Source organism: Streptomyces sp. NPDC048603 (assembly GCF_043199475.1).
GTDB lineage: Bacteria > Actinomycetota > Actinomycetes > Streptomycetales > Streptomycetaceae > Streptomyces.
The window spans coordinates 305,380-331,326 of record NZ_JBICVY010000005.1; the positions used below are offsets into that span (position 1 = coordinate 305,380).

General features: G+C 71.6%; 20 protein-coding genes. 12 read left to right on the forward strand and 8 right to left on the reverse strand.

The window, feature by feature from the left end:
- Positions 1-15: 15 nt before the first annotated feature.
- The 7 genes from ACGFQ9_RS14130 to ACGFQ9_RS14160 form a co-directional block, all read right to left on the reverse strand.
- Entirely contained in the window at positions 16-2,754 is a 2,739-nt protein-coding gene (locus ACGFQ9_RS14130) for a cation-translocating P-type ATPase (protein WP_393574024.1), read from the reverse strand.
- A gap of 21 nt (positions 2,755-2,775) precedes the next feature.
- Positions 2,776-3,753: a polyphosphate kinase 2 family protein gene (locus tag ACGFQ9_RS14135; protein WP_393574025.1), complete on the reverse strand. Its 978-nt coding sequence runs from the start codon at positions 3,751-3,753 to the stop codon at positions 2,776-2,778.
- 123 nt (positions 3,754-3,876) lie between these two features.
- Complete coding sequence (locus tag ACGFQ9_RS14140) at positions 3,877-5,019, reverse strand: substrate-binding domain-containing protein (protein ID WP_393574026.1); 1,143 nt, start codon at positions 5,017-5,019, stop codon at positions 3,877-3,879.
- A gap of 31 nt (positions 5,020-5,050) precedes the next feature.
- A complete protein-coding gene (locus tag ACGFQ9_RS14145) occupies positions 5,051-6,043 on the reverse strand; it encodes an ABC transporter permease (protein ID WP_393574027.1) in 993 nt (330 codons plus the stop codon).
- Positions 6,040-7,668: a sugar ABC transporter ATP-binding protein gene (locus tag ACGFQ9_RS14150; RefSeq protein ID WP_393574028.1), complete on the reverse strand. Its 1,629-nt coding sequence runs from the start codon at positions 7,666-7,668 to the stop codon at positions 6,040-6,042. Before ACGFQ9_RS14150 ends, ACGFQ9_RS14145 begins: the two co-directional genes overlap by 4 nt.
- A 109-nt stretch (positions 7,669-7,777) precedes the next feature.
- Entirely contained in the window at positions 7,778-10,534 is a 2,757-nt protein-coding gene (locus ACGFQ9_RS14155; protein ID WP_393574293.1) for a SpoIIE family protein phosphatase, read from the reverse strand.
- A gap of 79 nt (positions 10,535-10,613) precedes the next feature.
- Entirely contained in the window at positions 10,614-11,549 is a 936-nt protein-coding gene (locus ACGFQ9_RS14160; RefSeq protein ID WP_393574029.1) for a cyclase family protein, read from the reverse strand.
- Between the two features lie 149 nt (positions 11,550-11,698).
- Here ACGFQ9_RS14160 and ACGFQ9_RS14165 point away from each other — a divergent pair, with 149 nt between their 5' ends.
- Positions 11,699-12,835 carry a PP2C family protein-serine/threonine phosphatase gene (locus tag ACGFQ9_RS14165; RefSeq protein ID WP_393574030.1) on the forward strand — a complete coding sequence of 379 codons (1,137 nt, stop codon included), beginning with the start codon at positions 11,699-11,701 and terminating at the stop codon, positions 12,833-12,835.
- Between the two features lie 678 nt (positions 12,836-13,513).
- Here ACGFQ9_RS14165 and ACGFQ9_RS14170 read toward each other — a convergent pair.
- The gene (locus ACGFQ9_RS14170; RefSeq protein WP_393574031.1) at positions 13,514-14,101 is read right to left on the reverse strand and encodes a response regulator transcription factor; all 588 of its coding nucleotides are present in this window, start codon (positions 14,099-14,101) and stop codon (positions 13,514-13,516) included.
- A gap of 1,782 nt (positions 14,102-15,883) precedes the next feature.
- Between ACGFQ9_RS14170 and ACGFQ9_RS14175 the strand changes: the two genes are divergently transcribed.
- The 11 genes from ACGFQ9_RS14175 (at position 15,884) to ACGFQ9_RS14225 (ending at position 25,909) form a co-directional block, all read left to right on the forward strand.
- Positions 15,884-16,954, forward strand: a complete 1,071-nt coding sequence (locus tag ACGFQ9_RS14175; RefSeq protein WP_393574032.1) for a ketoacyl-ACP synthase III family protein — start codon at positions 15,884-15,886, stop codon at positions 16,952-16,954.
- Between the two features lie 131 nt (positions 16,955-17,085).
- Positions 17,086-18,021 (forward strand): alpha/beta hydrolase, encoded by a 936-nt coding sequence (locus ACGFQ9_RS14180; RefSeq protein WP_393574033.1) that lies wholly within the window; start codon positions 17,086-17,088, stop codon positions 18,019-18,021.
- Between the two features lie 335 nt (positions 18,022-18,356).
- Positions 18,357-20,108 (forward strand): fatty acyl-AMP ligase, encoded by a 1,752-nt coding sequence (locus tag ACGFQ9_RS14185; RefSeq protein WP_393574034.1) that lies wholly within the window; start codon positions 18,357-18,359, stop codon positions 20,106-20,108.
- 185 nt (positions 20,109-20,293) lie between these two features.
- The gene (locus ACGFQ9_RS14190) at positions 20,294-21,223 is read left to right on the forward strand and encodes a hypothetical protein (protein ID WP_393574035.1); all 930 of its coding nucleotides are present in this window, start codon (positions 20,294-20,296) and stop codon (positions 21,221-21,223) included.
- Between the two features lie 43 nt (positions 21,224-21,266).
- Positions 21,267-22,145 carry a diiron oxygenase gene (locus ACGFQ9_RS14195; protein WP_393574036.1) on the forward strand — a complete coding sequence of 293 codons (879 nt, stop codon included), beginning with the start codon at positions 21,267-21,269 and terminating at the stop codon, positions 22,143-22,145.
- Positions 22,142-22,390, forward strand: a complete 249-nt coding sequence (locus ACGFQ9_RS14200) for an acyl carrier protein (protein ID WP_393574037.1) — start codon at positions 22,142-22,144, stop codon at positions 22,388-22,390. The genes ACGFQ9_RS14195 and ACGFQ9_RS14200 overlap by 4 nt, the downstream gene beginning before the upstream one ends.
- Positions 22,387-23,214, forward strand: a complete 828-nt coding sequence (locus tag ACGFQ9_RS14205; protein WP_393574038.1) for an aminoacyl--tRNA ligase-related protein — start codon at positions 22,387-22,389, stop codon at positions 23,212-23,214. Before ACGFQ9_RS14200 ends, ACGFQ9_RS14205 begins: the two co-directional genes overlap by 4 nt.
- Positions 23,214-24,188, forward strand: coding sequence for an NAD(P)H-dependent flavin oxidoreductase (locus ACGFQ9_RS14210; RefSeq protein WP_393574039.1), 975 nt, complete (start codon positions 23,214-23,216; stop codon positions 24,186-24,188). The genes ACGFQ9_RS14205 and ACGFQ9_RS14210 overlap by 1 nt, the downstream gene beginning before the upstream one ends.
- Before the next feature lie 15 nt (positions 24,189-24,203).
- On the forward strand, positions 24,204-25,076 hold the full coding sequence (locus ACGFQ9_RS14215) for an alpha/beta fold hydrolase (RefSeq protein WP_393574040.1): 873 nt from the start codon (positions 24,204-24,206) through the stop codon (positions 25,074-25,076).
- The gene (locus ACGFQ9_RS14220) at positions 25,069-25,317 is read left to right on the forward strand and encodes a hypothetical protein (protein ID WP_393574041.1); all 249 of its coding nucleotides are present in this window, start codon (positions 25,069-25,071) and stop codon (positions 25,315-25,317) included. The genes ACGFQ9_RS14215 and ACGFQ9_RS14220 overlap by 8 nt, the downstream gene beginning before the upstream one ends.
- 25 nt (positions 25,318-25,342) lie before the next feature.
- Positions 25,343-25,909, forward strand: a complete 567-nt coding sequence (locus ACGFQ9_RS14225; protein WP_393574042.1) for a 4'-phosphopantetheinyl transferase superfamily protein — start codon at positions 25,343-25,345, stop codon at positions 25,907-25,909.
- Positions 25,910-25,947 lie beyond the last annotated feature (38 nt).

Here is a 25,947-nt window from a genome sequence, read left to right on the forward strand (position 1 = left end):
GGACGGTCCTCCCGCTCAGGAGCTCCTCGCCCGGCGGGCCAGGAGCTTGCCCAGCTCCCACACGAGCAGGAGCACGACGGCGGACAGCAGCGCCCAGCCGAACTGCCGCGCGTTGATCTCGGTCGTCCCGAGGATGCGCCGGAAGCCGTCCAGCTGGGTCACCATCACCGCCAGGAGAATCTGCGCCAGGGCGACCCAGTTCATCTGCTTGCTGTCGAACGTGGACGTCGTCAGCACGGACTCCGTCTCACTGCGGCATTCGAACGCCGCCACGACCAGGCAGAGCGCGAAGGCGGTGAACGCGATCGACTGGCCGGTCCCGGTGCTGCCGAAGTGGTCCTGACCGAGCCGGATCAGCCCGAGCAGGATCACCGTGATCGCCAGTCCGGCCAGCCCGACGGTGACCAGCACGGGCCGGGTGAGCACCGATTCCCCGCGGGGACGCGGTCTGCGCCGCATCAGTCCGGGGCTCTCCCGGTCGAAGCCGAGCGCGAAGCCGAAGGAGGCGTTGACGACGAAGTGGATCCACAGCACCTGCGGCGGGGTGAACGGCTCGCCCGCGGCGATGTTGAGCACCGTGGCACCGAGGAACGTCAGCACGAACGTGACCAGCAGGAGCAGCACGAACCGGATGTACTTGGTGAGGTTGTCGTAGATCGTCCGGCCCTGCTCCACGGCGTAGACGATGGTGGCGAAGTTGTCGTCGGAGAGGATCATGCGTCCGGCGTTCTTCGCCACGTCCGTGCCGCTGCCCATGGCGATGCCGATGTCGGCGGCCTTGATGGCGGGCGCGTCGTTGACGCCGTCCCCGGTCATCGCGACCACGTCGCCCTTCTTCTTGAGGGTGTTGGCGAGCAGCACCTTGTGCTCCGGCGCGACCCGCCCCACCACACCGATGCCGTCGATCCGGGCGAGCCGTTCCTCCTCGCTCATCGCGGCGAAGTCGGCGCCGAGCACCGCCTCACCGGGGATGCCGAGCTGCCGGGCGATCGCCGCCCCGGTCGTGACGTCGTCCCCGGTCACCAGGCGGACCGTGATGTGCGCGGACCGGGCGTCGGCCACCGCGGCCCCGGCCTCCTCCCGGGGCGGGTCGACCATGCCGACGAGACTGCTCATGCGCAGGCCGGTGACGTACCCGAGCAGGTCGCCGTCCGGATCGAACCCGTCCGGGTCCAGGTCACGGGTGGCGGCGGCCATCACCCGCCGGCCCTCGCCGCCCATCCGGGCGGTCTCCTCCTCGGCCCGGGCGCTCAGGTCGGCGTCCCACGGGACGGTCGCGCCCGCCGCGAGCGCGGTCGCCGCCCGCGCCATCACCGCGGGCGCCGCGCCCTTGACGAAGCAGCGGACGACCGGCCGCCCGGAGGTGTCGACCGCCGAGTTGAACGTCGCCATCAGCTTGTAGCCGGGGTCGAACGGGAGGGTGGCGAGCCGGGGCAGGGCAGCCCGGGTGCCCTCGGTGTCCAGTCCGGCCTTGTGCGCGAGCACCAGCAGCGCGCCCTCGGTGGGGTCGCCCACCACCGTGCCGTCCACCAGCTTCGCGTCGCTGGCCACCACGTACGGCAGGATCGCGTCCTCGATCCCCGAGGCGGCGGACCCCGTGGCGCCGGAACCTCCGGCATGGTGGACCCTCCCGTCGAGCCTGTAGCCCGTGCCCGAGACGGTGTACCGGTCGGTGGGGCTGAGCACTTCGACGGCGGTCATCTCGTTCATCGTCAGCGTGCCGGTCTTGTCCGAGTTGATCGCCGAGGTGAACGCCAGGGTCTCGACCGACGGCAGCTCCTTGACGATGGCGTTGCGCCGGGCCAGATTGAGGCTGCCGACGGACAGGATCGCCTGGGTGACGGTCGGCAGGGCCTCGGGGATGGCCGCGATGGCCAGCGAGACCGCGCTGACGAACAGGGCGTCCCAGGCCTGGCCGCGGCTGCGCCCCAGCGCGAACATCACGACCATGGTCAGGCCGGCAGCCCCGGTGATCCACAGGGTCAGGGTGTCGAGCTCCCTGGTGAGCGGCGGCACCTCCTTCTCGGTGGCCGACAGCATCCCGGAGATCTTGCCGAGCTCGGTGTCCTCGCCGGTCGCCGTGACCACCACGACACCGCTGCCGTGGGTGACCGGCGTGTTCATGAACGCCATGTTGGTCAGGTCGCCGGGAGCCGCCTTGCCGGCCGGCAGGATCACGGTGTCCTTCGCGGCGGGCACGCTCTCGCCGGTCAGCGCCGACTCGTCGATCTGCAGGGCGCTGGCCTGGACGATCCGCCCGTCCGCGGGCACCTGGTCCCCGGCGGAGATCAGGACGGTGTCGCCCACGACGAGCTGCTCGGCGGGGATCTCGGCCTCCGTGCCGTCCCGGCGCACCCGGGCCGTCGCCTTCATCATCGACTTCAGCGCGTTCATCGCGCTCTCGGCCTTGCCCTCCTGGCGCAGCCCCACGACCGCGTTCAGCAGGGTCAGCACGATCAGCAGGATCGCGGTGGTCCATTCCCGGATGAGCATCGAGACGACGGCCGCGGCCACCAGGACCAGCTGCATGTAGCTGCGGTACTGGGCGAGGAACCGGCGCCAGGCCGGTACCCGGGCCTCCTCGGGCAGCGCGTTCGGGCCGTGCGCCGCCAGGAGTTCCGCGGCCCGCGCCGCGGACAGACCGGCCGCCGGATCGACGCCGAACGCCGCCGCGACCTCCTCCGGAGTCCGTGCGTACCAGCCGTCGTCCGGAGGCCGGGCCGGTTCTCCCGTGAAATCCGACTCCACCGTCATGGTTCCGCCTTCGGTCCGCGGTCAGCCCCGCCCCTTCTTCCCCTTCTTCTCCTTCCTGTCCGCCTTGTTCCTCTCCGCGTACGGATCGGCCGACGCCCCGGCCGGGGCCTCCCGCTCCAGCTCCCGCCGGGTGGCGAGCAGCTCCTTCCGGGCTTCCTCGCCCACGTCGGGGTACTGCGGATCGATGCCGATCAGCGTGTGCGCGAGGACCGCCGCCGCGCAGATCCGCGCGAACCACTTGCGGTCGGCCGGTACGACGTACCAGGGGGCCCACTCGGTGCTCGTGGCCGACAGCATCGCGGAGAACGCCAGCTGGTAGTCGTCCCACCGGCGCCGCTCCCGCACGTCCGCCGCGGAGAACTTCCAGTTCTTCTCCGGCAGGTCGATCCGCTTCAGGAAGCGGATCCGCTGCTCCTCCCTGGACAGGTTCAGGAAGATCTTCACCACCTTGAACCCGTTGTCCGTGAGGTAGCGCTCCCAGTCGTTGATCTCGCGGTAGCGCCGCTTCCACACGTCGGGGCCGCGGGCGTGCTCCGGCAGCTTCTGCCGGAGGAGGTTCTCGGGGTGGACGCGCACCACGAGGACCTCCTCGTAGTGCGAGCGGTTGAAGATGGCGATCTCGCCGCGCTCCGGCAGCCGTTTGGCGTAGCGCCACAAGTAGTCGTGGTCGAGCTCCTCGGCGGAGGGCACCTTGAAGCTGCTGACCCGTACGCCCTGCGGGTTGACCCCGCTCATGACGTGGCGGATCGTGCCGTCCTTGCCGCCCGCGTCGAGTGCCTGCAGGCACATCACCACGCCGTAGGAGTCCGCGGCGGCGAGCCGGTCCTGGTACTCGGCGAGCAGCGAAACCCCGGACCGCAGCAGCTCGACCCCCTCCGCCTTCTTCAGCCCGGCCCGGTAGCGGGGGTCGAAGTCCCGGTCCAGGCGCACCTTCGACCCCGGTTTCACCCGCAGCGGCCGGATGAACTCCGCGATGCGTTCGGCCCTCTCGTCCGACATCACCGACCGTCCCTTCCCGGGGCCTGTGCCCTGGCGCTCATTGTCTGCTCGCCCCGGCAAGATCGCCCGCCGGGTTCCCGCCGGGTTCCCGCCGGTCCCGGCCGGGTCCCGGCCGCCCCCCGGTCACGGCCCGTGCCAGATCCGCTCGTAGGCCTCCCGGTAGCCCGGCGGGTCCCAGGACGTGGCCCCGCCGCTGTTCGCCGCCGTCACCACGTGGACGGGGGCGACGTAGCCGCTGGCGGGCCGGCCGGCGAAGGCGCGGTTGAACTCGTCGACGATCTGCCAGCCCTGCTGGTTCAGCGGCTCGGGGACGGTGGCGGCCTGGTACTGCTCGCTGTTGATGCGCTGGAAGGCGGACGGATCGCCGTCGCCCGCACCGATGTTGAAGGGCGGCCCCGCGCCGGGGCGGCCGGCGGCCCGCAGCGCCGGGGCGGCGTCGGCGAAGTACAGGTCGTTGATCGCGACGGAGTCCGTCCACCGGTCCCCGAACCGGGACAGCAGCGAGGAGACCTGCTGCGGGGTGCGCTGGGTCGCGTCGGGGATGGGGATGTTCTCCGTCGCCAGCAGCCGCACCCCGGGGCAGTCGGACAGCCGGCGTTTGATCAGCTCGGACTTGTTGCGGGCGAACGGGATGGAGTCGTCGGTGAAGACCACGGTCCCGGAATTCCCGCCCGACCGGGCGATGACCCAGTCCGCGCTGATCCCCGCCACCTCCTCCACCCTGGTGGTGATGTTGGTGAAGAGCCGGGGCCTGGTACTCGGCCCGGGGGAGCTGACGGCATGCCACCCGACCAGCGGAATGCCCGCGGCCTCGGCCCGCGCCGTCTGCTGCGCCGTCAGCAGGGGATCGAAGCCCCCGATGACGATGCCCGAGGGCTTCAGGGTGACCGCCTGGCTCAGCGCCGCCTGGATGCCCGCCGGGGTGCCGCCCCCGTCGATCACCCGGACCTGCCAGCCGATGGCCGCAGCGGCCTCCCGGACGCCCTGCGCGACCCCGGCGACCCCGGGATTGGTCATGGTCTGGGCGACGTACACCAGGGTCCTTCCGGGAACCGCCGCCGGGCCGCCCGTGGGCCCGTTCCAGGCGGGATCGGTCCGTTCGGCCCGCTCCACCGCCCCCTTCGCCCGGGCGAGCACGGCGGGACAGCGGGCGGCGGGTGACGCGGCCGGAGCCCGGTCCCGGCCGCCTCCACAGCCGGTGGCGAGAACGGACACGGCCGCCCACAGGGCCGCGGCCGCGAGGACGCTGTTGCGGTTCGGGTACACGGTGCTCCTGAGGTGAGGCGCTCGAGGGTGGTCAGTGGGTGTCCGGGGCCTGTGCGCGCAGCCGCCGCCGGGCCGTGTAACCGGACAGTCCGACGGCCAGCAGCAGCGTGCACCCGTTGAACAGCGGGGTGGCCCAGAACTGGGCGCCGAGCTGCCCGATCCCGGCCAGTCCGACGGCGAGCAGGGCGACGGCCACCAGGGTGCCGAGCGCGTTGGCGCGGCCCGGCCTGACCGTGGTGGAGCCGAGCAGCGCGCCGACGAACGCGGGCAGCAGGTAGTCCAGGCCCACGCTCGGGTTGCCGATCTGCTGCTGAGCGGCCAGCAGGACCCCGGCGACCCCGACGACCAGGCCCGATCCGGCGAAGGCGTAGACGGAGTACCGGCGCGTGGGGATGCCGATGATGCGGGCGGCACGCGGATTGGAGCCGACGACGTACAGGTACCGGCCCAGCGGCAGCCGCTCCAGCACCACCCAGAGGACGGCCACGGCGGCCGCCACGTAGAAGGCGGGCAGCGGAAGGCCGAGGAACCGCGCGTCGTAGAGACCGGTGAACGCGGCCGGCAGGCCGTCCGGGCCGGGCACGATCCGGCCACCGTCCGTCAGCCATCCGGTGAGGGCGTACATGATGCTGCCGGTGCCGAGGGTGGCGATGAGGGAGTCGATCCGGGCGAACTCGACGATCACCCCGTTCACGGCGCCGACCAGCGCCCCGCCGAGGACCACGGCCAGGCACGCGGCCGGCCACGGCGTTCCCGCGTCGACGATCAGGTACATCACCAGGACGTGCGCCAGGCCCAGCCCGTATCCGACGGACAGGTCGAACTTGCCGGTGGCGATCGGCAGCGTCACGCCGAGCGCGAGCAGCGCGGGGATCGACTGCCCGGACAGGATCGAGGACACGTTGTCCCGCGTGGGGAAGGTGTCCGGCAGCATGGCGGAGAAGACCGTGAAGAGCACGACGGTCAGGACCAGCAGCCCGTAGCTGCCGAGGAGGTGGTGCCCGCGCGGCGACCAGCGGGTCACGGGGCGGTGTCCCCGGTGATCGCGGGCATCGCCGAGGCGGCACGGGTGAGTGCGGCGGGCGTCAGGGCGGCACCCGTGAGTTCGGCCGCCACCGAGCCGCGGACGAACACCAGCGCGCGGTGGCAGAGGTCGGCGACCTCCTCGAAGTCCGTGGACACCAGCAGGATCGCCAGCCCCGCGCCGGCCGCGCCGTCGAGCAGCCGGTGGATCGCGGCCTTGGCGCCGACGTCCACGCTCGCCGTCGGCTCCTCCAGGACCAGCAGCTTCAGCCTCCCGCGCAGGGCCCGGCCGAGGACCACCTTCTGCTGGTTGCCGCCGGACAGGGTGGCGATGGCCACCTCGGCGTTCCGGGGGCGTACCGCGAACCGCTCGATCAGGGCCGCCGCCTCGCGCCGCTCGCGCCGGGGGAGGAGCGGGCGCCACCCCGGCACACCGGCCGCCCGGGGATTGGCCAGGAAGTTCTCCCGGACCGTCAGATCGGGGGCACAGCCCTCCTCCTGGCGGTTGGCGGCCACGAAACCGACCCCCCGGCCGAGGGCGGCGGCCACCGACCGCGGATGGTACGGGCGCCCGTCGAGCAGCACCCGCCCGACGGGCGGCGGCAGCACACCGGCCAGGGCGCGGCCCAGGTGCATGTGCCCGGCTCCGGTCAGCCCCACCATGCCGAGGATCTCCCCGGGCGCCAGGTCCAGGCTGACGGCCCCGGTGCGCCCGGTGGTCACCGCGTCCAGGCTCAGCACGGGCGGCCGGCCCGCGGGCACGGCGGAGGCAGGGCCGCGCCCGGTGGGCAGGCCGCCCGTGATGTCCCGGACCAGCCGGGCGGGCGGGTACCCTTCGAGCCGTCCCTGGCCGACCAGGCGGCCGTCGCGCAGCACCGCGAACGCGTCGGCGACCCGGTACACCTCGTCGAGCCGGTGGCTGACGTAGAGGATGCCGTGCCCCCGGTCCCGCAGCCGGTGCAGGACCTCGAAGAGCCGGGTGCAGTCCGCGGCGGGCAGGGTGGCGGTCGGCTCGTCCAGGACGAAGAGCGTCGCCGTGGGGGTTCTCCCCCTGGCTTCGCCGGGGGTACCCCCACCTGCTCGAGCGGAGCCGAGAGCCTGGGGGAGGGCCAGGGCCCGGGCGATCGCCACCAGGGAGCGCTCGGCGGGCGGCAGGTCCACGACGGGCGAGTCGGGGTCGAGGTGGCCCGCGACGATCGCCAGGGCCTCGGCGCAGCTCTCCCGGGTACGCCGCCACGAGATCAGGCCGCGCCGGCACGGGTAGCCCGTCCCGAGGGCGATGTTCTCGGCGACCGTCATCCACTCGACCAGGCCGAGGTCCTGGTGGATGAAGGACATCGCCGCGGAGGCCGCCTCGGAGCCCAGCGGGTGCCCGGCGACCGTCACCTCGCCCTCGTCGGCCCGGTGCACCCCGGCGAGGACCTTGATCAGCGTGGACTTCCCGGCGCCGTTCGGGCCCAGGAGGGCCAGCACGCTGCCGCCGTACAGGTCGAGGCCGACCCGGTCGAGTGCCACGGTGCCGCCGAACCGCTTGCCCAGACCCCGTATCCGCACGAGGGGTTCCCCGCCGGGGTGCCGGGGCCGGGGGCCCGTCGGGGTGTCGGATGGGTCTTGGGCGTCATGCACGGACGTCTCCGGGGCCGGCCTCGGACCTCCCTCTCGGGAGCGTGGGACAGGGTGGATGCTACTGGGAGGAAAGCGGCATCTCCGTGCATTGTGGAACGCGCGGTGGATGTCAGGCGGCATCCAGGGCGCATTCGGCCCAGATCACCTTGCCCTCGGGGGTGTAGCGGGTGCCCCACGCCTGGGACAGCTGTGCCACGAGGAACAGGCCGCGCCCGCCCTCGTCCGTGCCGGCCGCCCGCCGCAGGTGCGGGGCGGTGCTGCTGCCGTCGGAGACCTCGCAGATCAGGGTGCGGTCGCGGATCAGCCTTACCCGGATAGGCTCGCCGCCGTACCGGACCGCGTTGGTGACCAGCTCGCTCAGCATCAGCTCGGTGGCGAACCCGAGCTCCTCCAGCCCCCAGTCGGCCAGCCGGCGGGTGGCGGCGGCACGGATGTCGGAGACCCGTGCGGGGTCGGCGGGCACGTCCCACACGGCGATCCGGTCGTCGGGCACGGTGTGGGTGCGGGCGACCAGCAGGGCGATGTCGTCGGAGGGGTGCTCGGGAGCCATCGCGTCCATGACGGCCTGACAGGTGTCCTCGGGGGGCCGGTCGGGGTGCGACAGGGTGTGCCGCAGCTCGTCGAGGGCGAGGTCGATGTCGCGGTGGCGGTCCTCGACCAGCCCGTCGGTGTACAGGATGAGCGTGCTGTCCCGGGGGAGCTCGATCTCGGCCGTCTCGAAGGGCAGGCCGCCCAGACCCAGCGGGGGACCGGCGGGCAGGTCGGGGAAGGTCACGGTGCCGTCAGGGCCGACCAGCGCCGGCGGGAGGTGACCGGCCCGGGCCATGGTGCAGTGCCGCGAGGTCGGGTCGTAGACGGCGTAGAGGCAGGTGGCGCCGACGATGCCGTTGCTGCCCGTGGGGCCGTCGTCGCCCTCCTCCCGGTCCAGCCGCACCAGGAGGTTGTCCAGGTGGGTGAGGAGCTCGTCGGGGGCGAGTTCCAGCTCGGCGAAGTTGCGGGCCGCGGTCCGCAGCCGGCCCATGGTGGCAGCCGCGTGCAGGCCGTGGCCGACGACGTCGCCCACCAGGAGGGCGACCCGGGTGCCGGACAGCGGGATGACGTCGAACCAGTCGCCGCCCACCCCGGATTCGGCGGGCAGGTAGCGGTGGGCGACCTCGACGGCCCCCTGCTCGGGCAGGCCGCGCGGGAGCAGGCTGCGCTGCAGGGCCAGGGCCAGGGTGTGCTCCCGGGTGTAGCGGCGGGCGTTGTCGATGCACAGGGCGGCCCGGGCGCAGAGTTCCTGGGCCAGCCGGCTGTCGTCCTCCCCGTACGGGGACGGGTCGCGCAGGCGGTAGAAGCTGGCGATGCCCAGCAGGGCGCCGCGGGCGAGCAGCGGGACCGCGATGAGCGAGTGCACCCCGTAGTCGAGGAGCCGGCCGGACCGCTCGGGGCTCTGGGCGAACCAGCCGGCCGCGTCCTTCAGCTCGGGCTCCAGGACCGTCTGCCCGCTGGTCAGACAGCGCATGTGGGGGGTGCCGGGGCGGAAGTCCAGCTGCTCCCCGACCCGGTAGAGAGGGCAGTCGTCCGTGATGCCGTGGACCACCGTTCGGTGCAGGTCGGTCTCGGGGTCGAAGGTCTCGTCGCCGCGCAGCACGGCCTCGGGCAGGTCCACGGTGACGTAGTCGGCCAGGCCCGGTACCGCGAGCTCGGCGAGCTCCTCGGCGGTCCGGGTCACATCCAGGGTGGTGCCGATCCGGGCACTGGCCTCGGCCAGCAGCTCCAGCCGGCGCCGCGCCTGCACGGCGTACTTCCCGACCTCCGGCTCGCCTACGAGGACCAGACCGCGGACGCTGCCGGGGCGCGCAGCGCCGGTGCCGGCACCCGGCCCGGCGGCCGCCGGGCCGCTGCGGGGTGCGACGGAGAGGTGGTGGACGGGCGGTGTGTTGCTGCCGATCACGGCCTCGACGACCATGCCCTCCACCCCGGAGGGACTGGTGACCGGGTGGCTCAGCAGGGTCGCCTCCCGGCCGTGCGGCAGGGTCACGTCGACGGCGCCCCGCCGCGACAGGGCGATGAGCTCGGTCGCCTTCTCCTGGAGGATCCTCCGGTCGTGCTGATCCAGTTCCAGATCGGGCAGCTCGGCCAGTTCCTCCAGTCCGTCCGGCGCGGCCGGGACGGCCGGCCCGACGTGGCGCCCGTCCGGGGCGGCCCCGCCCGGCGCGGCGCGCCGTTCGGCGTCCAGGTAGGTCCGCAGCAGTCCGCGCTCGCGCTCCGAACTCTGCTCCGTCAGCCGCTGCTCGATCCTCTCGGCGGCCCGGCGGACCAGGACGGCCAGGGCCGGGCGTTCGTAGGCGTGCGGGTAACCGAAGCAGAGCACGCCCACGATGTGCCCGCTGAGCTGGTCCCGGATGGGGGCGGCGCAGCAGGCGCTGGTCTGGCTGCGTTCGGCGAAGTGCTCGGCGCCGTACACCTGGACCAGCCGCCGTTCCGCCAGCGCGAGACCGATGCCGTTGGTGCCGGCGTACCGCTCGGCGAAGACGAATCCCGGCACGCTCTGGATCGGGGGCAGGGTCCGGGCCAGCGCGGGGTCACCGAAACGGCGTTGCAGCACCGTGCCGTTCCCGTCGGCGACGGAGATGTTCATCTGGCTGCCGGAGAAACGGGACTGCAGCTGGTCGAGCACGGGTCCGGCCGCCCGGACGAGCCGGCTGTCGGGATCGAAGTCGTCCCGGTACGGCAGCTCGCTCTGCTCCGCGGACAGCCCCAGCAGCCGGCAGCGCAGCCAGGAGTTCAGGATCGGATTCCGCACCCCGGCTCCGACCGGCTCGCCCCCCAGGAACAGCTCACGGGAGCGTGCGGGGCCGATCTGTTCTCCCGTGACCCCCATCTGCATCACTTCCCCTGGCCGGGTCTGTGCCGCGAAGTTGAATCAGCGCCTTTGAGTATATTCCCGGCGATTTGCACCTTCACAGGAGAGCGACCGGATCGACCGGGGATCCCGTCCCGCCGGGGACGTTGAGGGGCGTCACGACGATCATGAACTCATGGCGACCCGCCGCGGCGCACGCGGCCGACAGCGCCTCCAGGTCCAGGTTGTCCAGCAGGGGCACCCCCATGGCCGCGACGGCCAGGGCGTGCACCGGGGAGTGCACCCCCTCGACCGGGGAGGGGCGCAGGTCGCTGTCCCCGTCGGCGCCGAGCAGGCTGATCCCGCGCCCGGCCAGCAGCGGCAGCGCGTCCACGTGGAAGCCCGCGCTCGCCGCGCCCACGTCCCACGGTCCCGCCTCGCGCAGGCGCCGGAAGCGGCCGGAGCGGAGCAGCACCGCACACCCCTCGTCGACCGTGACCCCGAGCGCCTCCTCGGCGGCCCGCACGTCGCGGGCGTGCACGGGCTGCCCGGGCTCGAGCCAGTCCGTCCCCAGCACGGCGGGCAGATCGAGGAGCACGCCCTTGGTGACGAGCGGGCCGAGCGCCGCCACCGAGCCGAAGCGGGCGCCGTCCGCGCCGATGACCTCGCGGGCCCGGTGCCCCCCGTAGAGCTGCCCGCGGTAGGCGACGTGGGAGAGCGCGTCGAGGTGACTGACGGACTTGCCGTGGTAGTCGACGGCGAGGAAGTCCTTGTGGGTGGCAGGCTCCGGCGGTTCCACATCGCCGAGGTCGGACATGTAGTGCAGGGCCGGCCTGGGGTTGTCGGGGCCGGGCCGGGTGTTCCAGGGCAGCCCCAGGGGTACCGCCGTCCCGTCCCGGACCAGGCCGGCGGCCCTCCGCACGTGGTCGGGGGTGACCCGGTTCCAGGCGCCCCGGTCGGCCCGCTCCCAGCGGCCCCAGGTGCGGACCGCGGCGAAGAGGGCGTCGAACTCCTGACGGGAGACCCGGGGAGGCTCCGCGGGGTCGGTGCTCACTCCTGTATCCCTACCCGGTCCGGGCGGCGGCCGGACATCCCGGTGAGCGTCCGGTGGCGGGGGCCGTGAAGCGCCCTGTAGCGCCATGAAGCGCCGTGAACAGCCGCGACGAGTGGCGTGCGCGGACCGGGGGGAGGCAGGCTGGACTCATGAGAGCGCCGTTGCGCGCGCCCCCGGGACCGGGAGCCGGCGGCCACCACCAGGTCCTCTTCCGACTCGCGGAGGCCGTGCCCTTCGCGATTGCCCTGCTGGTGCTCGTCATCGAGCTCACGCCCGCACACATCGTGTACACCGGTCCGATGCTCGTCGCGACACCCGCTCTCGCGGCGGTGACCATGGGCCCCCGGGGCACGCTCGCCGCGGCGGGGGTGGCGGTCGTGGTCAGCGTGATCACAGCCACCCACAACCAGGCGTGGGGCGGCCAGCAGGTCTACACGAACCTGTTCGCCCTGACCCTCGTGTCGGTGGCGAGCTTCATGACCAGCCGGGCGGTGAGCCGGCGCAGGGAGAACGAGCTCAACCAGATCCGCCGGATCGCCGCGGCCGCCCAGGAGGTCCTGCTGCGGCCCGTACCGGCCCGGCTGGGCCCGGTACGGGCCGCCAGCATGTACCTGGCGGCCGAGACCGGAGCCCAGATCGGCGGAGACCTCTACGACGCGGTCCAGACCCGCTACGGGATACGCATGATCGTCGGCGACGTCCGGGGCAAGGGGCTGCCCGCCGTGCGGGCCGCCGCGGTCGTGCTCGGCGCGTTCCGCGAGGCCGTGCACTACGAGGACGACCTGGTGGAGGTCGTCAACCACTGCGGAGCGGCCCTGCGGCGGGACGCCGCACTCGCCGGCTCGGGCCGGTCGGGCGGTGAGGACTCCCTGATGGAGGGGTTCGTCACCGCGGTCGTGGCCCAGATCCCGGACGGCGACGGCGTCGAGCTGATCAACCGGGGGCATCCGGCGCCCCTGCTGCTGCGCGACGGCACGGTCCACTCCCTGACCCCCAGCACCCCCCTGCCACCGCTGGGCCTGGAGGAGTTCATCACCGGGCCGCCCGGGCGGCTGGACAGCTACTCCTTTCTGCCCGGGGACCGGCTGCTGCTGCACACCGACGGGGTGATCGAGGCCCGCGACGGCGACAACACCTTCTTCGACCTGGCCGGGGCCATGCAGCGGATGGGCGGCCATACCCGGAAGGCGTTCCTGGAGGGCCTGCGCCAGGCCCTGATCCTGCACACCCGGGGCCGTCTCTCGGACGACGTGGCCATCCTCCTCGTCGACCGGCTGGACGCGTGACCGTAGGGGCTCTGGCCGGTGTGACCGGACGGGCCGGAGTCGCGGCACGCGAAAGCGACCTACGAAACGGTCTCCCTGCGCCGGCATGGTCCGGATCAGGTGATGGGGGTCGCCTTCGGGTCGGGGACCGTCGGGCCTCTCAGCCCTACCGTTGCAGTCGGCCAGGGCGGCAAACCTGCTTCCGCCACAGTCGGCTACTCCGGTCGGACTCCCTCGCTCGCTTCGTAGGTCTTACATCAAGCATTGCCCGTCACAGGCCATCGAAACCTTTTTGTCCGGTCTTGTGAAGATTTTTCTCGCCGGCCGGCCTCAGGGGCAGCCCCAGGGGCAGCCCAGGGGCGGACTCGGGACTCGGGGGCAGGCTCCTGGCGGCCGGCCGGCGCCCGCCGCGACGCCCGGAGCGGGAGGGCGGTCGGCGGGGAGCGGAACGGCGGCTTGCAATTTCAGGTACGGATATGGGCGGACAAGCAGGCTTCTGGGGTGCCTGCTTGGCCGTCACGTCCTGTTCCGTGAAAAACCGAGCATTCGATTATCAAGCTGTCATTTCTCGGCAAGGAGACAGGTTCCAGGGCATTGCCTGAGCGGGGGCCCGGATGGTATTTTTCGAGTCTGCGCCTTATGGGGACGAGTCGCGACGGTCGGGAGTGGGGGGAGTTGCGAGAGGGCACGTGAGGCGGATCAGATCCAGTTCGAATCGCGGGCGATCCGTAAGGCGTCAATCCGGTTGCGTGCTCCCAGTTTCGTGACCATCGACGAGAGGTAATTGCGCACGGTGCCCTGGGAGAGGTGCAACCGTGCGGCGATCTCGACCACCGTGTCGCCCCGGGAGACGTGCTCGAGCACGGAGAATTCGCGCAGGCTCAGCGGGCAGTTCTCGTTGACCAGTGCGGCGACGGTCAGTTCGGCGTCGAACACCCGCTCGCCCTGGTACACGCGGTGGATGGCCTCGAAGAACTGGCGCGGCGGAACGCTGCGCTCCACCATGCCGCCGATGCCGGCCGCGAAGGCTTGACGGACCACGGACCGGGTGAACGCGGTCGCGAGTAACATGCTCCGGCAGCCCGGGAGGCTCGCGATCTTCTCCGCGACGACGATCGCGTCGCTGTCCGCTCCCTCGAAGCTGATGATCACCACGTCCGGCTTGTGCGACTCGGCGAACTGCAGTGCATCGAGATTGCTTTCCGCTGAACCGACGACACGTATCTCCTCGTGTCGTTCGAGTAGTGCGGTGAGTCCGAATCGGGACAGGTGCAGGTCATCGGACACCAGTACATCGATTCCCACTGGATCCCCCAAAGTAGTTCCTCGACCGGCCGGTCGGGCCGAAAGTAGCAACTCGCGTCCGAGAATAGCGAACGCGTGCGAAAATTTGAAGCAGGCACTCCCACCCGAGGCGTGAATTGCGGAAAGGCGGAGCCGCCCTGGAGTGAAACGGATGCGTTTCGAGGCGTGCCCGGAGGCCCTGCCAGCATCACCGAACTGCTGCAACGCAACAGAATCGGCCGGTACCGGATCGGTGAACAGCAGTCGCAATTCCGGTTCCGGATGGAATGCCTGTCCCGGGGTTGGTCCCCCCCGGGCTCGGTGCGCGCACGGTCGGTCACCCCGCCCGCCGGCCGGCCCTGGTCATGGGCTGGATCCGGTGCGGTCGGGTTCCCCCTGAACGCCGTGCGGGGTGCGGCTATCCGCGGCGGTGAGTCCGCCCGCGAGGTCGATCCCGTCGCGCCGCCTGGTAACGCACGTTCATTTCTCTCCTTCGGGTGTGGCAGTCGCACCAGGGCTCCTGCCCTCGGGTGCGTTCAGCAGAAGGAGGCGTACCTCGCGGGTGGCGGCAACGCGTGTCCCGCGTACGCGGAAAAGCGAAACCGGCGCCGCAGTCGTGATGCTGTGACGGCGACGCGGGAATGGGCGCAGCAGCCGGGTGGTGCGCTGAGGTCAGCCAGGGGTTATCGCCGGATCAACTCATGCTGGAGCTGCTGCACGGTTCGCGCGGCAGTCCGGGCGCTGTGGAGTCCTGCAACGGTCGCCATGCTTCCATGTGTTGGCGTAGGTACACAAAGCCCCCGAGTAAACCACCAGTCAAAGATTGACTGAGCACGTTTCCCCCGTCTTCCACCCGTATAGGTGTACGCGGTCACACGGTAGCGGTGGGGCGGCTGATTGTCACCCCTCCTGCTCGAGGCGCAAGCGTACTCTTCTCGATGCCTCAACTCGGTCTATATGTAGGTGTGTTGGAGGCCGCGATCAGCGTGGCCGGCGGTCGGTCGCAGGGGCCCGGGCGGCTCTCCGCGCAGGCCACGGGCCGGGTCCGGGTGACCGCCGACCCGCGCCGGCCACGAGCCGATCGCCCCTTCCTCCGGCGTGTCCCCGGCGTGTCCCCGGCGCCTCTGCGCAAGTTGACGGGGCATCAGCCATGCGGGCGCGGTAGGGTAATATTCGGACGCGTTTCGAAATGGCGGGGGCGGGTTGGCCGGGCGGGGCGGCGGGGCCGCCCGGGCGGAGTGGGGGACCGGAGGTGTGGGGGTGCGGGGGCGCTGCCCCGGATGCCCCGGCGCGCCCCGGACCGGGGTGCGCACACCGCCCCGTCCCCCGTCGCCGCCCGCGTTCGGAATGCCGGTGTTTCCACGCGTGTCGGCAGTGCGCCATTAAGCGTGTTCATGTCTCGGGGTTCACGAGATCGCTACTCGCAGGTACGCTCCAAATTCGACGACCGCAATCCGCCGAAGCCGGCCGGGCCGAGCCCCGTCCCGGGCCTCTCCGGACGCCGTGCAGGATTAACCGCAAGTCGTGAGAAACGCATATGCGAATGACCGGGGCGGACGTTGTAGCTTGGGCGGCGGAAACAGATACGTGACGGTATCCGTCGGCGGAAGTCTCACAGCTTCGCGCGTCGTGTTCGCGAGCTGACGAGCCGGACCGCCGAGCGCGCTCGTGCCGGTTGACCCTGGTCAGAGCCATGGCGCGATGCCGTCACAACCGGATCGGTCCGGCATTTGAGTGCCCGGGAACTGTCGACTCGGCGGGCATCGAACTGGGAGGAACCACAGCATGAGCATTCCTGTCTACATTACGTCGGCCGCGACCTGGATTCCGTCCGCGGAATCGTGCAAGGACGCGCTGGCCGAGGGCAGGTACAGCGACGAAGAGAACGAAGTCAATGACATCCCCTGCCTCCCGGTGGCCTCGGCCGGCATATCTGTTCCGGACATGGGTGTGATTGCGGGACGCAAGGCCCTCGAACGCGCCGCCGACGTGGTCGGGGAGCGGGTCGACCTGATCCTGCACGCCTCGATCTACCACCAGGGCCGCGACCACCACTGGAACTCCGCCCCCTACATCCAGCGCGAGCTGGGGATCACCGACGCCTTCGCGCTGAACGTGGAGGGGATGTCCAACGGCGGCATGGCCGCCATGGACCTGGCGGTGGCCCAGCTCGAGACCGGACGTGCCAAGAGCGCCCTGATCACCACCGCCGACCGGTTCTGCCCGCCCGGCTTCGACCGCTGGCGGGGCTCGTACGGCATCGTCTTCGGCGACGGCTCCACCGGCATGGTGCTCTCCACGACCGGCGGCTTCGCCCGCATCAAGGCCATCGCCTCGCTCACCGACGCCACCCTGGAGCCGCTGCACCGGGGCACCGACCCGTTCACCTCCTCGTACGGCGAGGTCATCGACGAGAACCTGCGCGTGGCCAAGAAGTCCTACCTGGAGGAGGTCGGCAAGGAGTCGGTGCTGCAGCGCGCCGAGGAGGCACTGCTCAGCGTCGTCCGTACGGTCTGTGAGAAGACCGGCCACAAGACCGACGACTTCGCCAAGGTCCTGCTGCCCAACATGGGCAACCTGATGATGCACGTCCAGTTCTACAACCCGCTGGGCATCACCGCCGAGCGCACCCTGTGGAACTGGGGCCGCTACACCGGACACCTGGGCGCCGGAGACCTGACCGCGGCCGTGGCCCGCCTGGTGGAGACCAAGGAGGTCAGCCCCGGCGACCACGTGCTCCTGGTCGGCGCCGGCGGCGGATACTCGCTGACCGCGGCGGTCGTCGAGATCGAGTCGCTGCCGGAGTGGACCGAGATGACCACGGACTTCGAGCTGCCCGCCGACGTCGCCCGCTGAGACCGCAGCCGGCGTTCGGGGGCGAGCGCCGGCTGCCCCGGGCCCGTCGCGCCCGTCGCGCCCATTCGGCCGTGACGGCCCTTCGGCACCTCCCTCGCACCCCGCCGTATCCGTGACCCGAGGAGAGACACGTGCCCCTCGACCGTTTCATCCGTGCCCTGATCCAATGGCAGGCTGTCGACCGACCGGCACCGGTGCGCACGCTCACCGTGGAGCAGGCCCGCCGCCGGTACGCCGACAGCGCTGCCCGCACCCGCGGCGGCGCCGCGCCCGAAGCGGTCGCCGCGGTGTCGGACCGGCTGATCGGCGCCCGGGACGGCAGCTTCGGGGTGCGCGTCTACCTCCCGGTCACCGACCGGGGCCGCCTGGTGACCTACCTGCACGGCGGGGGCTGGGTGGTCGGCGACGTCGACACCCACGACGGGGTCTGCCGCCGCATCGCCGCCGCGCTCGGAGCGGTGGTCGTCTCCGTCGACTACCGCCGCGCCCCGGAACACCCGCACCCCGGCCCCCTCCAGGACGGCATCGCAGCCGCCGAATGGGCGGACGCCGGCTTCCCCGGGCGGGAGCACGTGATCGCCGGCGACAGCGCCGGCGCGAGCCTGGCCGTGGGGATCGCCCTCCACGCGCGCGACCACGGCACCATGGGCTTCGCCGCGCAGCTGCTGGTGTACCCCCCGGCCGATCCGGACCTGACGTCGGAGTCCGTCACGGCGTACGGCTCGGGCTACCTGTCCGACGCCGACGACCTGCGCTGGTACTACGAGCAGTACGTGCCGGAGCCGCGGCGCGGCACCGACCCGGCGATCGACCTGCTCCGCGCCGATCACCGCGGGCTGCCGCCGGCGGTGATCGGCACCGCCGAGTACGACGCGCTGCACGACGACGGCGTCGCCCTGGCGGCGCGGATGGCCGCCGACGGCGTCGCGGTGCAGCAGGTTCCGGCGCCCGGGCTGGTGCACGGGTACCTGCTGCTGGCTGATGTCGTCCCCGCCGCCGCGGAGGCGACGGGCCGGGTGCTGGCCGCCGTCGAGCACGCGCTGACCCCGGTGGCGGTGCCGCACTAGCCAGGCCCCCGGCCCCGGGCCGGGGGCCCCAGTCCTGCAGCCCCGGGCGCCGTGCCGGTTGCCCGGCGCCGGCGTGGCCCGGGCCCGTAGGGCTTCCGGAGACTTCCGACCCACCGGCCGGCGGCGCCCCGCCGCGCGCCGTGGACCGCCTCCCCGCCTCCCCGGCTTTCCCGGCCTCCTCAGCCTCCTCAGCATTCTCAGTCTTCACAGCCTTCCCGGCTTCCTCACTCTTCCGGACCATCCCGGCTTTCCCCGGCCCTGACGGGCAGACGGTGCACCCGGACGGCGCGCGCCGGCCCGCGTGCACGACGACCGGCCAACAAGGAGACCTGACCGTGAGCACCACCGGACCGCATACGACCGTGGACGTGCGCACCCTCCGCGACGCCCTGCTGCTGCGCAGCGAGAAGCAGCCCGACGAAACCGCCTTCGTGTTCCTCCAGGACGGCGAGTATCCGCAGGAGACGCTCACCTACCGCGAACTCCACCACCAGGCCGGCCTACGGGCCGCCGCCTTCACGGCCGAAGGCCTCGCCGGCCGGAGCGCCGTGCTCGCCTACCCCGCGGGACTGGAATTCGTCCGCACCCTCCTGGGGTGCATGTACGGACGGGTGGCCGGCGCCCCGGTGCAGGTGCCCCGGCGACGCGACGAGGTCGAGCGGATGCGCCGGATCGCCGACGACGCCGGCACCACGACCGTGCTGACCACCACCGACATCGCCCGGGACCTCCTGGAGAACTTCGGGGACATGCCGGCCCTGGGCGGACTCACCCTGCTCGCCACCGACACCCTCCGCTACGACGCGGCCACGCCCCTGCCGGCGCCGCCCGGTCCCGAGGACACCGCGCTCCTGCAGTACACCTCCGGCTCGACGGGCAACCCCAAGGGAGTCGTGGTCACCCACGCCAACTTCCTGGCGAACGTGGCCGAGACCGACGAGGTGGGCCCGTGCGAGCCGGACGGCACCGTGGTGAGCTGGCTGCCGCACTTCCATGACATGGGCATGCTGTTCGGCATCGTCATGCCCCTGTGGGCGGGCATTCCCTCCTATCTGATGCCCCCGGAGGCTTTCATCCGCCGCCCGATCCGCTGGCCGGAGGCCATGGCCCGGTTCGGCGGAACGCACTCCGGCGGCCCCAGCTTCGCCTACGAGCTGTGCGCGCGGGCCGCCGCGGACGGCAAGGCCGGCTCGGTGGGCGACCTGTCCCGCTGGCGGCTGGCGGCCAACGGCGCCGAACCCGTCCGCTGGTCCACCATCCGCGCCTTCACCCAGGCGTTCGCGCCCCACGGCTTCGACTCCCGCGCCATGTGCCCCGGTTACGGCCTGGCGGAGAACACCCTCAAGGCCACCGGCTCCCGTCCGGAGGACGAGCCCGCCGCCCTGTGGGTGTCCGCCGCCGCCCTGCGTGACGGCACCGCGCTGCCCGCCGCCGAAGACGCCGAGGGGGCCGTGCCGCTGGTCAACAACGGCGGCACGGTCGGCCGCACCCGGGTACGGATCGTGAACCCCGTGACCCGGCGGAACCTCCCCGAGGGCCGGGTCGGCGAGATCTGGATCACCGGCCCCTGCGTGGCGGCCGGCTACCTGGGCCGCGAGGCGGAGAGCGAGCAGACCTTCCGGGCGCGGGTCGCCGGACCCGGTGCCCCCACCGATCCCCACCTGCGCACCGGCGACCTCGGCTTCCTGTACGGGGGTGAGCTGTACGTCACCGGGCGGCTGAAGGACGTGATCATCCGCAAGGGCCGCAACCACTACCCGCAGGACTTCGAACTGTCCGCCGAACGCGCCGTACCGGGACTGCACCCGAACAGCGCGGCCGCGTTCTCCTGCGACGACGGCGAACGCGAGCGGCTGGTGCTGGTCGTCGAGGCCGACGGCCGGCTGCTCAACACCACCGGCGCGGAAACCATTCGCCGCCGCGTGTACGACGCGGTGCGCGAGGGCCACCGGATCACCCCGGACGAGGTCCTCGTCGTACGGCGCGGGGCGCTGCCGAAGACCTCCAGCGGCAAGGTGCAGCGCCGGGAGTGCAGGCGGCGCTACGAGAACGGGGAACTGAACGCCGCGGGTGAAAGGGCCCGGTGACGGGTAGTCTGCCCGGCGTTGATTCCTCCATTGCGTTTGTGTGAAATGCACGGTGACGTATGTGAAGTTAATCTGTCGCGACGCGAACTCCGGCTGATACGGTCGGGATTGTTCCGCAGATTTCAGGCAGGGGGGCCGGTACTGTGCCAGACCAAGCTGTAGCAACGGATACGCCCTGGGAGAAAGTGGCGGATTCGATCGAGTTCATTCCCGCCGAATACGCCGTCAGGACCCAGCCGGAATCCGTGGCGCGGGAAATGCTGCGCTGCGGGCCGGCGGAGATCGACGGGCTCGTCGGGGCGGGACTGCCCTTCGAGGAGCGGTCGGGGGTGCGCCATTTCGACGCGAACGACCTGTACAACCTCGGAATGTACTCGGGCAGGTCGAACACTCAGCCGGAGCTCGCGTTCCGCATGCTCTTCCGGTTCGCCGGCCGTTCGATGGACGACCTGCTCCGCGAGAAGACCTGGGAATTCCGGGTCCACCTGGAATGCACGGAGTGCGACGGGGTCGCGCCGTGGCGGTTCGAGGCGCCCGACGCCGTCCGTTTCGGCGGGCGCGTCGACGGCGGTACGGCCCCCGGGCCGAGCGCCGGGTCCGCCGAGTACGCGGCCACGGTCACCACGACCGGCGCGCGGACCCCGCTGGTCTCCTCCGAGCTGCGGGGGCTGACCCGCGACTACCTCGGGGCCGGCTACCGCTGGCAGATGATCCCCGTGGCCATGCAGGCCGACTACCGGCTGGTGCACGACCTGGGCGCGACGAGCTGCATCGCGGCGAGCCTGCTTCTGGCCGAGCGGTTCCGCGCCGCCGGGTACCGGGCCGAGGCGAAGCGGGGCTGGTTCTGCGGCGTGCTCGGCGGCGCCCTGGACCTGCCGCACGCCTGCGTGGAGGTCGAGGACGAGGACGGCGTGCTCAAGACCGTCGACATCGCCAAGGCGCAGCTGGCGGCCCGGCTGTCGGCGGACACCGGGGACTTCCAGGAACTGTGCATCGGGTCGATCTACAACAAGGTGATTCCGTCCACCGCTTCCGGTAACGGGTCCTTCGGTTATCACGAATGTGGCTCACCGCTGCCGGTCCATGTGCGCGCGGATATTCGATCGGTGCGTTGAAGCTGAATTCTCGAGCCACTCTCGTTTGGAAGGATGAGTCAAGATGGCGGTACGTGAGATCGAACCGGTCGTGCTGGAGCTGAACCGGCTGGAGCAGCTGGCCGAGTCGGGTTACTACAACCCGTACACGATGTTCGACTGGCCCGAGAAGATCGAGCCCGACCTGCCGTGGATGAGCGAGAGCCTGACCACGCTGGCCGGCACCCCGATGTGGGACGAGCTGACGCGCGAACAGCAGATCGCGCTGACCAGGTACGAGGCGATCAACTTCTTCAGCCTCAACATCCACGGCATCCGCGAGCTGATGAGCGAAGTCGTGATGCGCATCCACGAGCGGACCTACGCCGACGTCTCGGAATTCCTCCACCACTTCATCGGTGAGGAGAACGAGCACATGTGGTTCTTCGCGCAGTTCTGCCTGCGCTACGGCGGCAAGCTCTACCCGGCGCAGCCCACGCTGAAGGCCGACTCCGTCGACCACCTCTCGCCGGTGGCCCGCGAGCTGATCGTGTTCGCGCGCATCCTCATCTTCGAGGAGATCGTCGACTACTACAACGCGCACATGGCGACGGACGAGTCGCTGCCGCACATCGCCCGAGAGATCAACCGCGTCCACCACCAGGACGAGAGCCGGCACGTCGCGTTCGGCCGGATGATCTTCACCAACCTGCTCGGCCAGGTGGAGAAGCGGGACCCGGCCGAGGTGCCGGTGGTCGCCGAGTACCTGGAGAACTACCTGCAGTACAGCATCGGCACCCTCTACAACCCGGCCGCCTACCGCGACGCCGGCATCCCGGACCCGCTGGCCCTGCGCCGTCGCGCGCTGGAGCACCCGGCCCGGATCGAGGCCCACGACCAGGTGCTGAAGCGGACCCGGAAATTCCTGTCCAAGTCCGGCGTGGGCCGTGAGGTGATCAAGTGACGACCGAACCGATGCAGGCGGTCCGCGAGTTCATCACCGGCCGCAACCCCAGACTCGGGCAACTGGCCGACGACCTGGACCTGATCGACAGCCGTGCCATCAACTCCCTGGCCTTCGTGGAGTTCATCTTCCTGCTGGAGGAGCTGACCGGGGAGCCGATCGACCCGGAAGACCTGGACCTGGACGACTTCCGCACCCTCGACGCGCTGGAAGCACGATTCTTCAAGAAGGAGCCGGCCAGATGACCACAGCGACCGACAACGGCCTCGGAGTTCTGGGCGGCACCCAGCTCAAGCTGCTCCGGGCCACCGACGCGGTGTTCCTGCGCCTGGCCGAGGGCTGGGACGCGCCGGAGTTCCGCTACCCGTTCCTGATGCGGTGTCAGGACCTCGACACCTTCGACTACTACGACAACTTCCCGCACCTCGGGCTCACCGCGACCCGGCTCGACCCGGAGCGCCTGGGCGGCCTGCTGGGCGGGGCGTCCCGGCCCGTGGACCGGATGCCCACCGAGGTGATGGAGCCGACCGCGTTCGCGCTCCCCTCGGCCGCCTGCTACTCGGTCTACGTCGACCTGGCCGGCTCCAAGCTGCCCGAAGAGGGCACCATGGTGACCACGGTCGGCACCTGCTTCCGCAACGAGGACCACTACCGGGGCCTGCAGCGGCTGCTCGGCTTCTCCATGCGGGAGATCGTCTGCATCGGCCCCGAGGACCGGACGAAGGACCACCTGCTCCGCGCCAAGGACGCCGTCACCGCCCTCTGCGCCGAACTCGGCCTGGACATGAAGATCGAGGTCGCCACCGACCCGTTCTTCGACAAGAACAGCGGCAAGGCGAAGATGCAGCGGCTGTTCCCGGTGAAGGAAGAGTTCATCGTGGGCGGCCTGTCCATCGGCTCGGTCAACTACCACCGGAACTTCTTCGGCGAGCGGTGCTCCATCGAGGCCGGCGACACCACGGCACACACCAGCTGCCTCGCCTTCGGCCTGGAGCGGTGGGTGCACACCCTCACCGAGCGGTTCGGCAGCGCCGAGGCCGCCCTGTCCGCGGTCGAGAGCCTGAGCTGATGCGCCCCACACTGGCGGCGGTGCTGGGCCTGGACGTGGGCCTGCTGCAGTCGGGCATGGGCGGTGTCGCCGGCGCGGAGCTGGCCTGCGCGGTGTCCAACGCCGGCGCGGCGGGCTGCGCGGGCGGCTACAAGCTCTCCGGCGGCGCGCTGTCGGCCATGCTCGACCGGCTGGCCACGGGCACCGACCGGCCCGTGGGCATCAACCTGATCCCCGAGGTGGTCGGCCCGGAAGAGCTCGACCGCCAGCTGGCGCAGGTGCTCGAAGAGACACCGCGGCACGTGTACGTATCCCTCTTCGGCATGCCCGACGACAGGGTGTTCGACCGGGTCGCCGCCGCCGGCCGGCACCTGGTGGTGCAGGTCGGGACCGTCGAGGACGGCGTCCACGCTGCCGACCTGGGCGCCGTGGTGGTGGCCCAGGGCATCGAGGCCGGCGGCCACCTGCTCGGCACGTCCACGCGTGACGAGCTGGTCGCCGGGCTCCGCGCCAAGCTGCCCGCGGCGTGCATCGCCGCTTCCGGAGGCATCGGATCGCCCGAGGAGGCGGCCCGGGCCGTCGAGGCCGGCGCGGACGGCGTACTGCTCGGCACCGCCTTCGTCGTCGCGCACGAATCACGGGCCCACGAACGCTTCAAGACACTGGTGACCGCGGCCGCCGAGAGCGACACCGTGATCACCGACGTCTACGAGATCGGCTGGCCGGGCCGGCGGCACCGGGTCCTCTCCACGCCCGTGACCGCCGACCCGGCACAGCCGAAGAAGTTCATCGGCAAGACGGTGGTCGAGGGCAAGCCGTACCTGGTGCCGCGGTTCAGCGCGGCGGTTCCCACCGAAGCCACCACCGGCCGGATCGAGGAGATGGCGCTGTACTGCGGCCTCTCCTGCGGCGCGATCCCCGCCCGGACACCGGCCGCCGAGGTCGTCGCCCGCTTCGCGGGCGTGCTCCCGGGTTCCACCGAGGTCAAGAACTAGCGAAGGACGAGGACAATGACGGACACCGAAGCGCCACAGAGCCCCTACGACCTGACCTACCTGGAGGACACGGAGCGCATCCGCACCCGGGACGGCGTCGAGCTCTACTACGAGTCCCACGGCGAGGGCGACACCACGGTCCTCACCCTCAACAACTTCTTCATCACCGCCCCGTTCTGGCGGTCCCACACCCAGTCGCTCATCCAGAACCACCGGGTCGTGAGCTACGACCTCGCCAACCACGGCCGCTCCACCCGCCTCGACCGCGAGCCCACCTGGGAAGAGCACGCGGCGGACGTGATCGGCCTCCTCGACGGCCTGGGCATCGAATCGGCCTACCTGGTCGCCACCTCCGCCTCCACCCAGATAGCCCGGGACGTGGCGCTGGCCCACCCCGACCGGGTCAAGGGCCTGGTGCTGGCTGGCCCCGTCTACGGCCTCCGCGGCTTCCGGCGCCACCGGCAGCTGAACAAGTCCTGGCTGCTGACGCTGCAGAACCACGGCATGGCCGCGCTGTACAGCCAGATCTACGCCGAGGTGATCAGCGGACAGATGAACGAGGAGGGCGGCACGCCGGCCTTCCTCGGGTTCCGCGAGAGCTTCATGGCCATGTCCACCCCCGAGGAGCTGGCGAACGGCCTCTCCCTCGTCCAGACCGGCGACACCGACCCCGAGCTGCTGACCCGCGTCACCGCACCGACGGTGATCTACCTCGGCGACGACGACATCCTGCTGAGCCCGGGGCGCGGCCGGGACGTGGCCGCCCTGTTCCCCGACGGCCGCCTGGAACTCGTCCCGAACGCCGGCCACGTGCCCTTCCTCGACGACCCCGACGGCTTCGAGGCGGTCATCCACAAGCTCATCGAAGAAGTGGAAGCGCGTGACTGACACCGAGGTCCGGCAGCGGATCCGCGACCTCCTGGTCGAGCTGTTCGGCGGGGACCGCTTCGCCGACGGCATCCCGGACTCCGTGTCCCTGCGCGAGGCCGGACTGCCCTCCACCGGACTGGTCAGTCTGCTGGTGGCGATGGAGGACGCGTTCGGGTTTGAATGGGACGACGACGTCCAGCCGGAGGTACTGCGTTCCATCGACTCCCTCGCGGGCCACGTCCTGGCGCTGCGCGGCTGACGGCCCCGGCAGGGCGGGACGTACCGTGGCGGTCGAACTGGAACTCCCCGCGGGCGTGGCACCGGAGACGGCGGTCGCCTGCCGCCCGGTTCCCTGGCCCCACGGTCCGGCCGAGCAGTTCACGGCGGGCCGCCGCGCGGCCGCCGCGGCCCTGGCGGCGGCCGGGTCGGCCGAGCGGACCGTGCCGAGGGAACCCGGCGGCCGGCCGCGCTTCCCGAGCGGGTTCGCCGGTTCGATCTCCCACACCGATCACCTGGCGGTCGCCGTGGTGGTCCCCGGTGCCGCGGCGGTCGGGGTCGACATCGAGAACGCGACCGTCAGTCCACGGGCGGCCGCGTTCGTCCTCCGCGAGCGGGAGCGGCGCCTGCTGCTCCCGTCCGCCGGGCCGTACACCCCGCGCGATCTGTTCGCCGCCAAGGAGGCCGCCTTCAAGGCCCTGAACGGCATGGGCGCACTCGGGGAGTTCGTGTTCTGGCGGATCGAACTCAGCAGCTCGGACGCCGGGTTGACCGCGTCGTACCGCGGTGAACCGGTACCGGTGTGGGTCCGCTCGGAAGCAGATCTCTCGTTCGCCGTGTCGATACGGCGCTGAACTCCGCGATGCGCCTCCTCCTTCTGAGCCCGCACCGG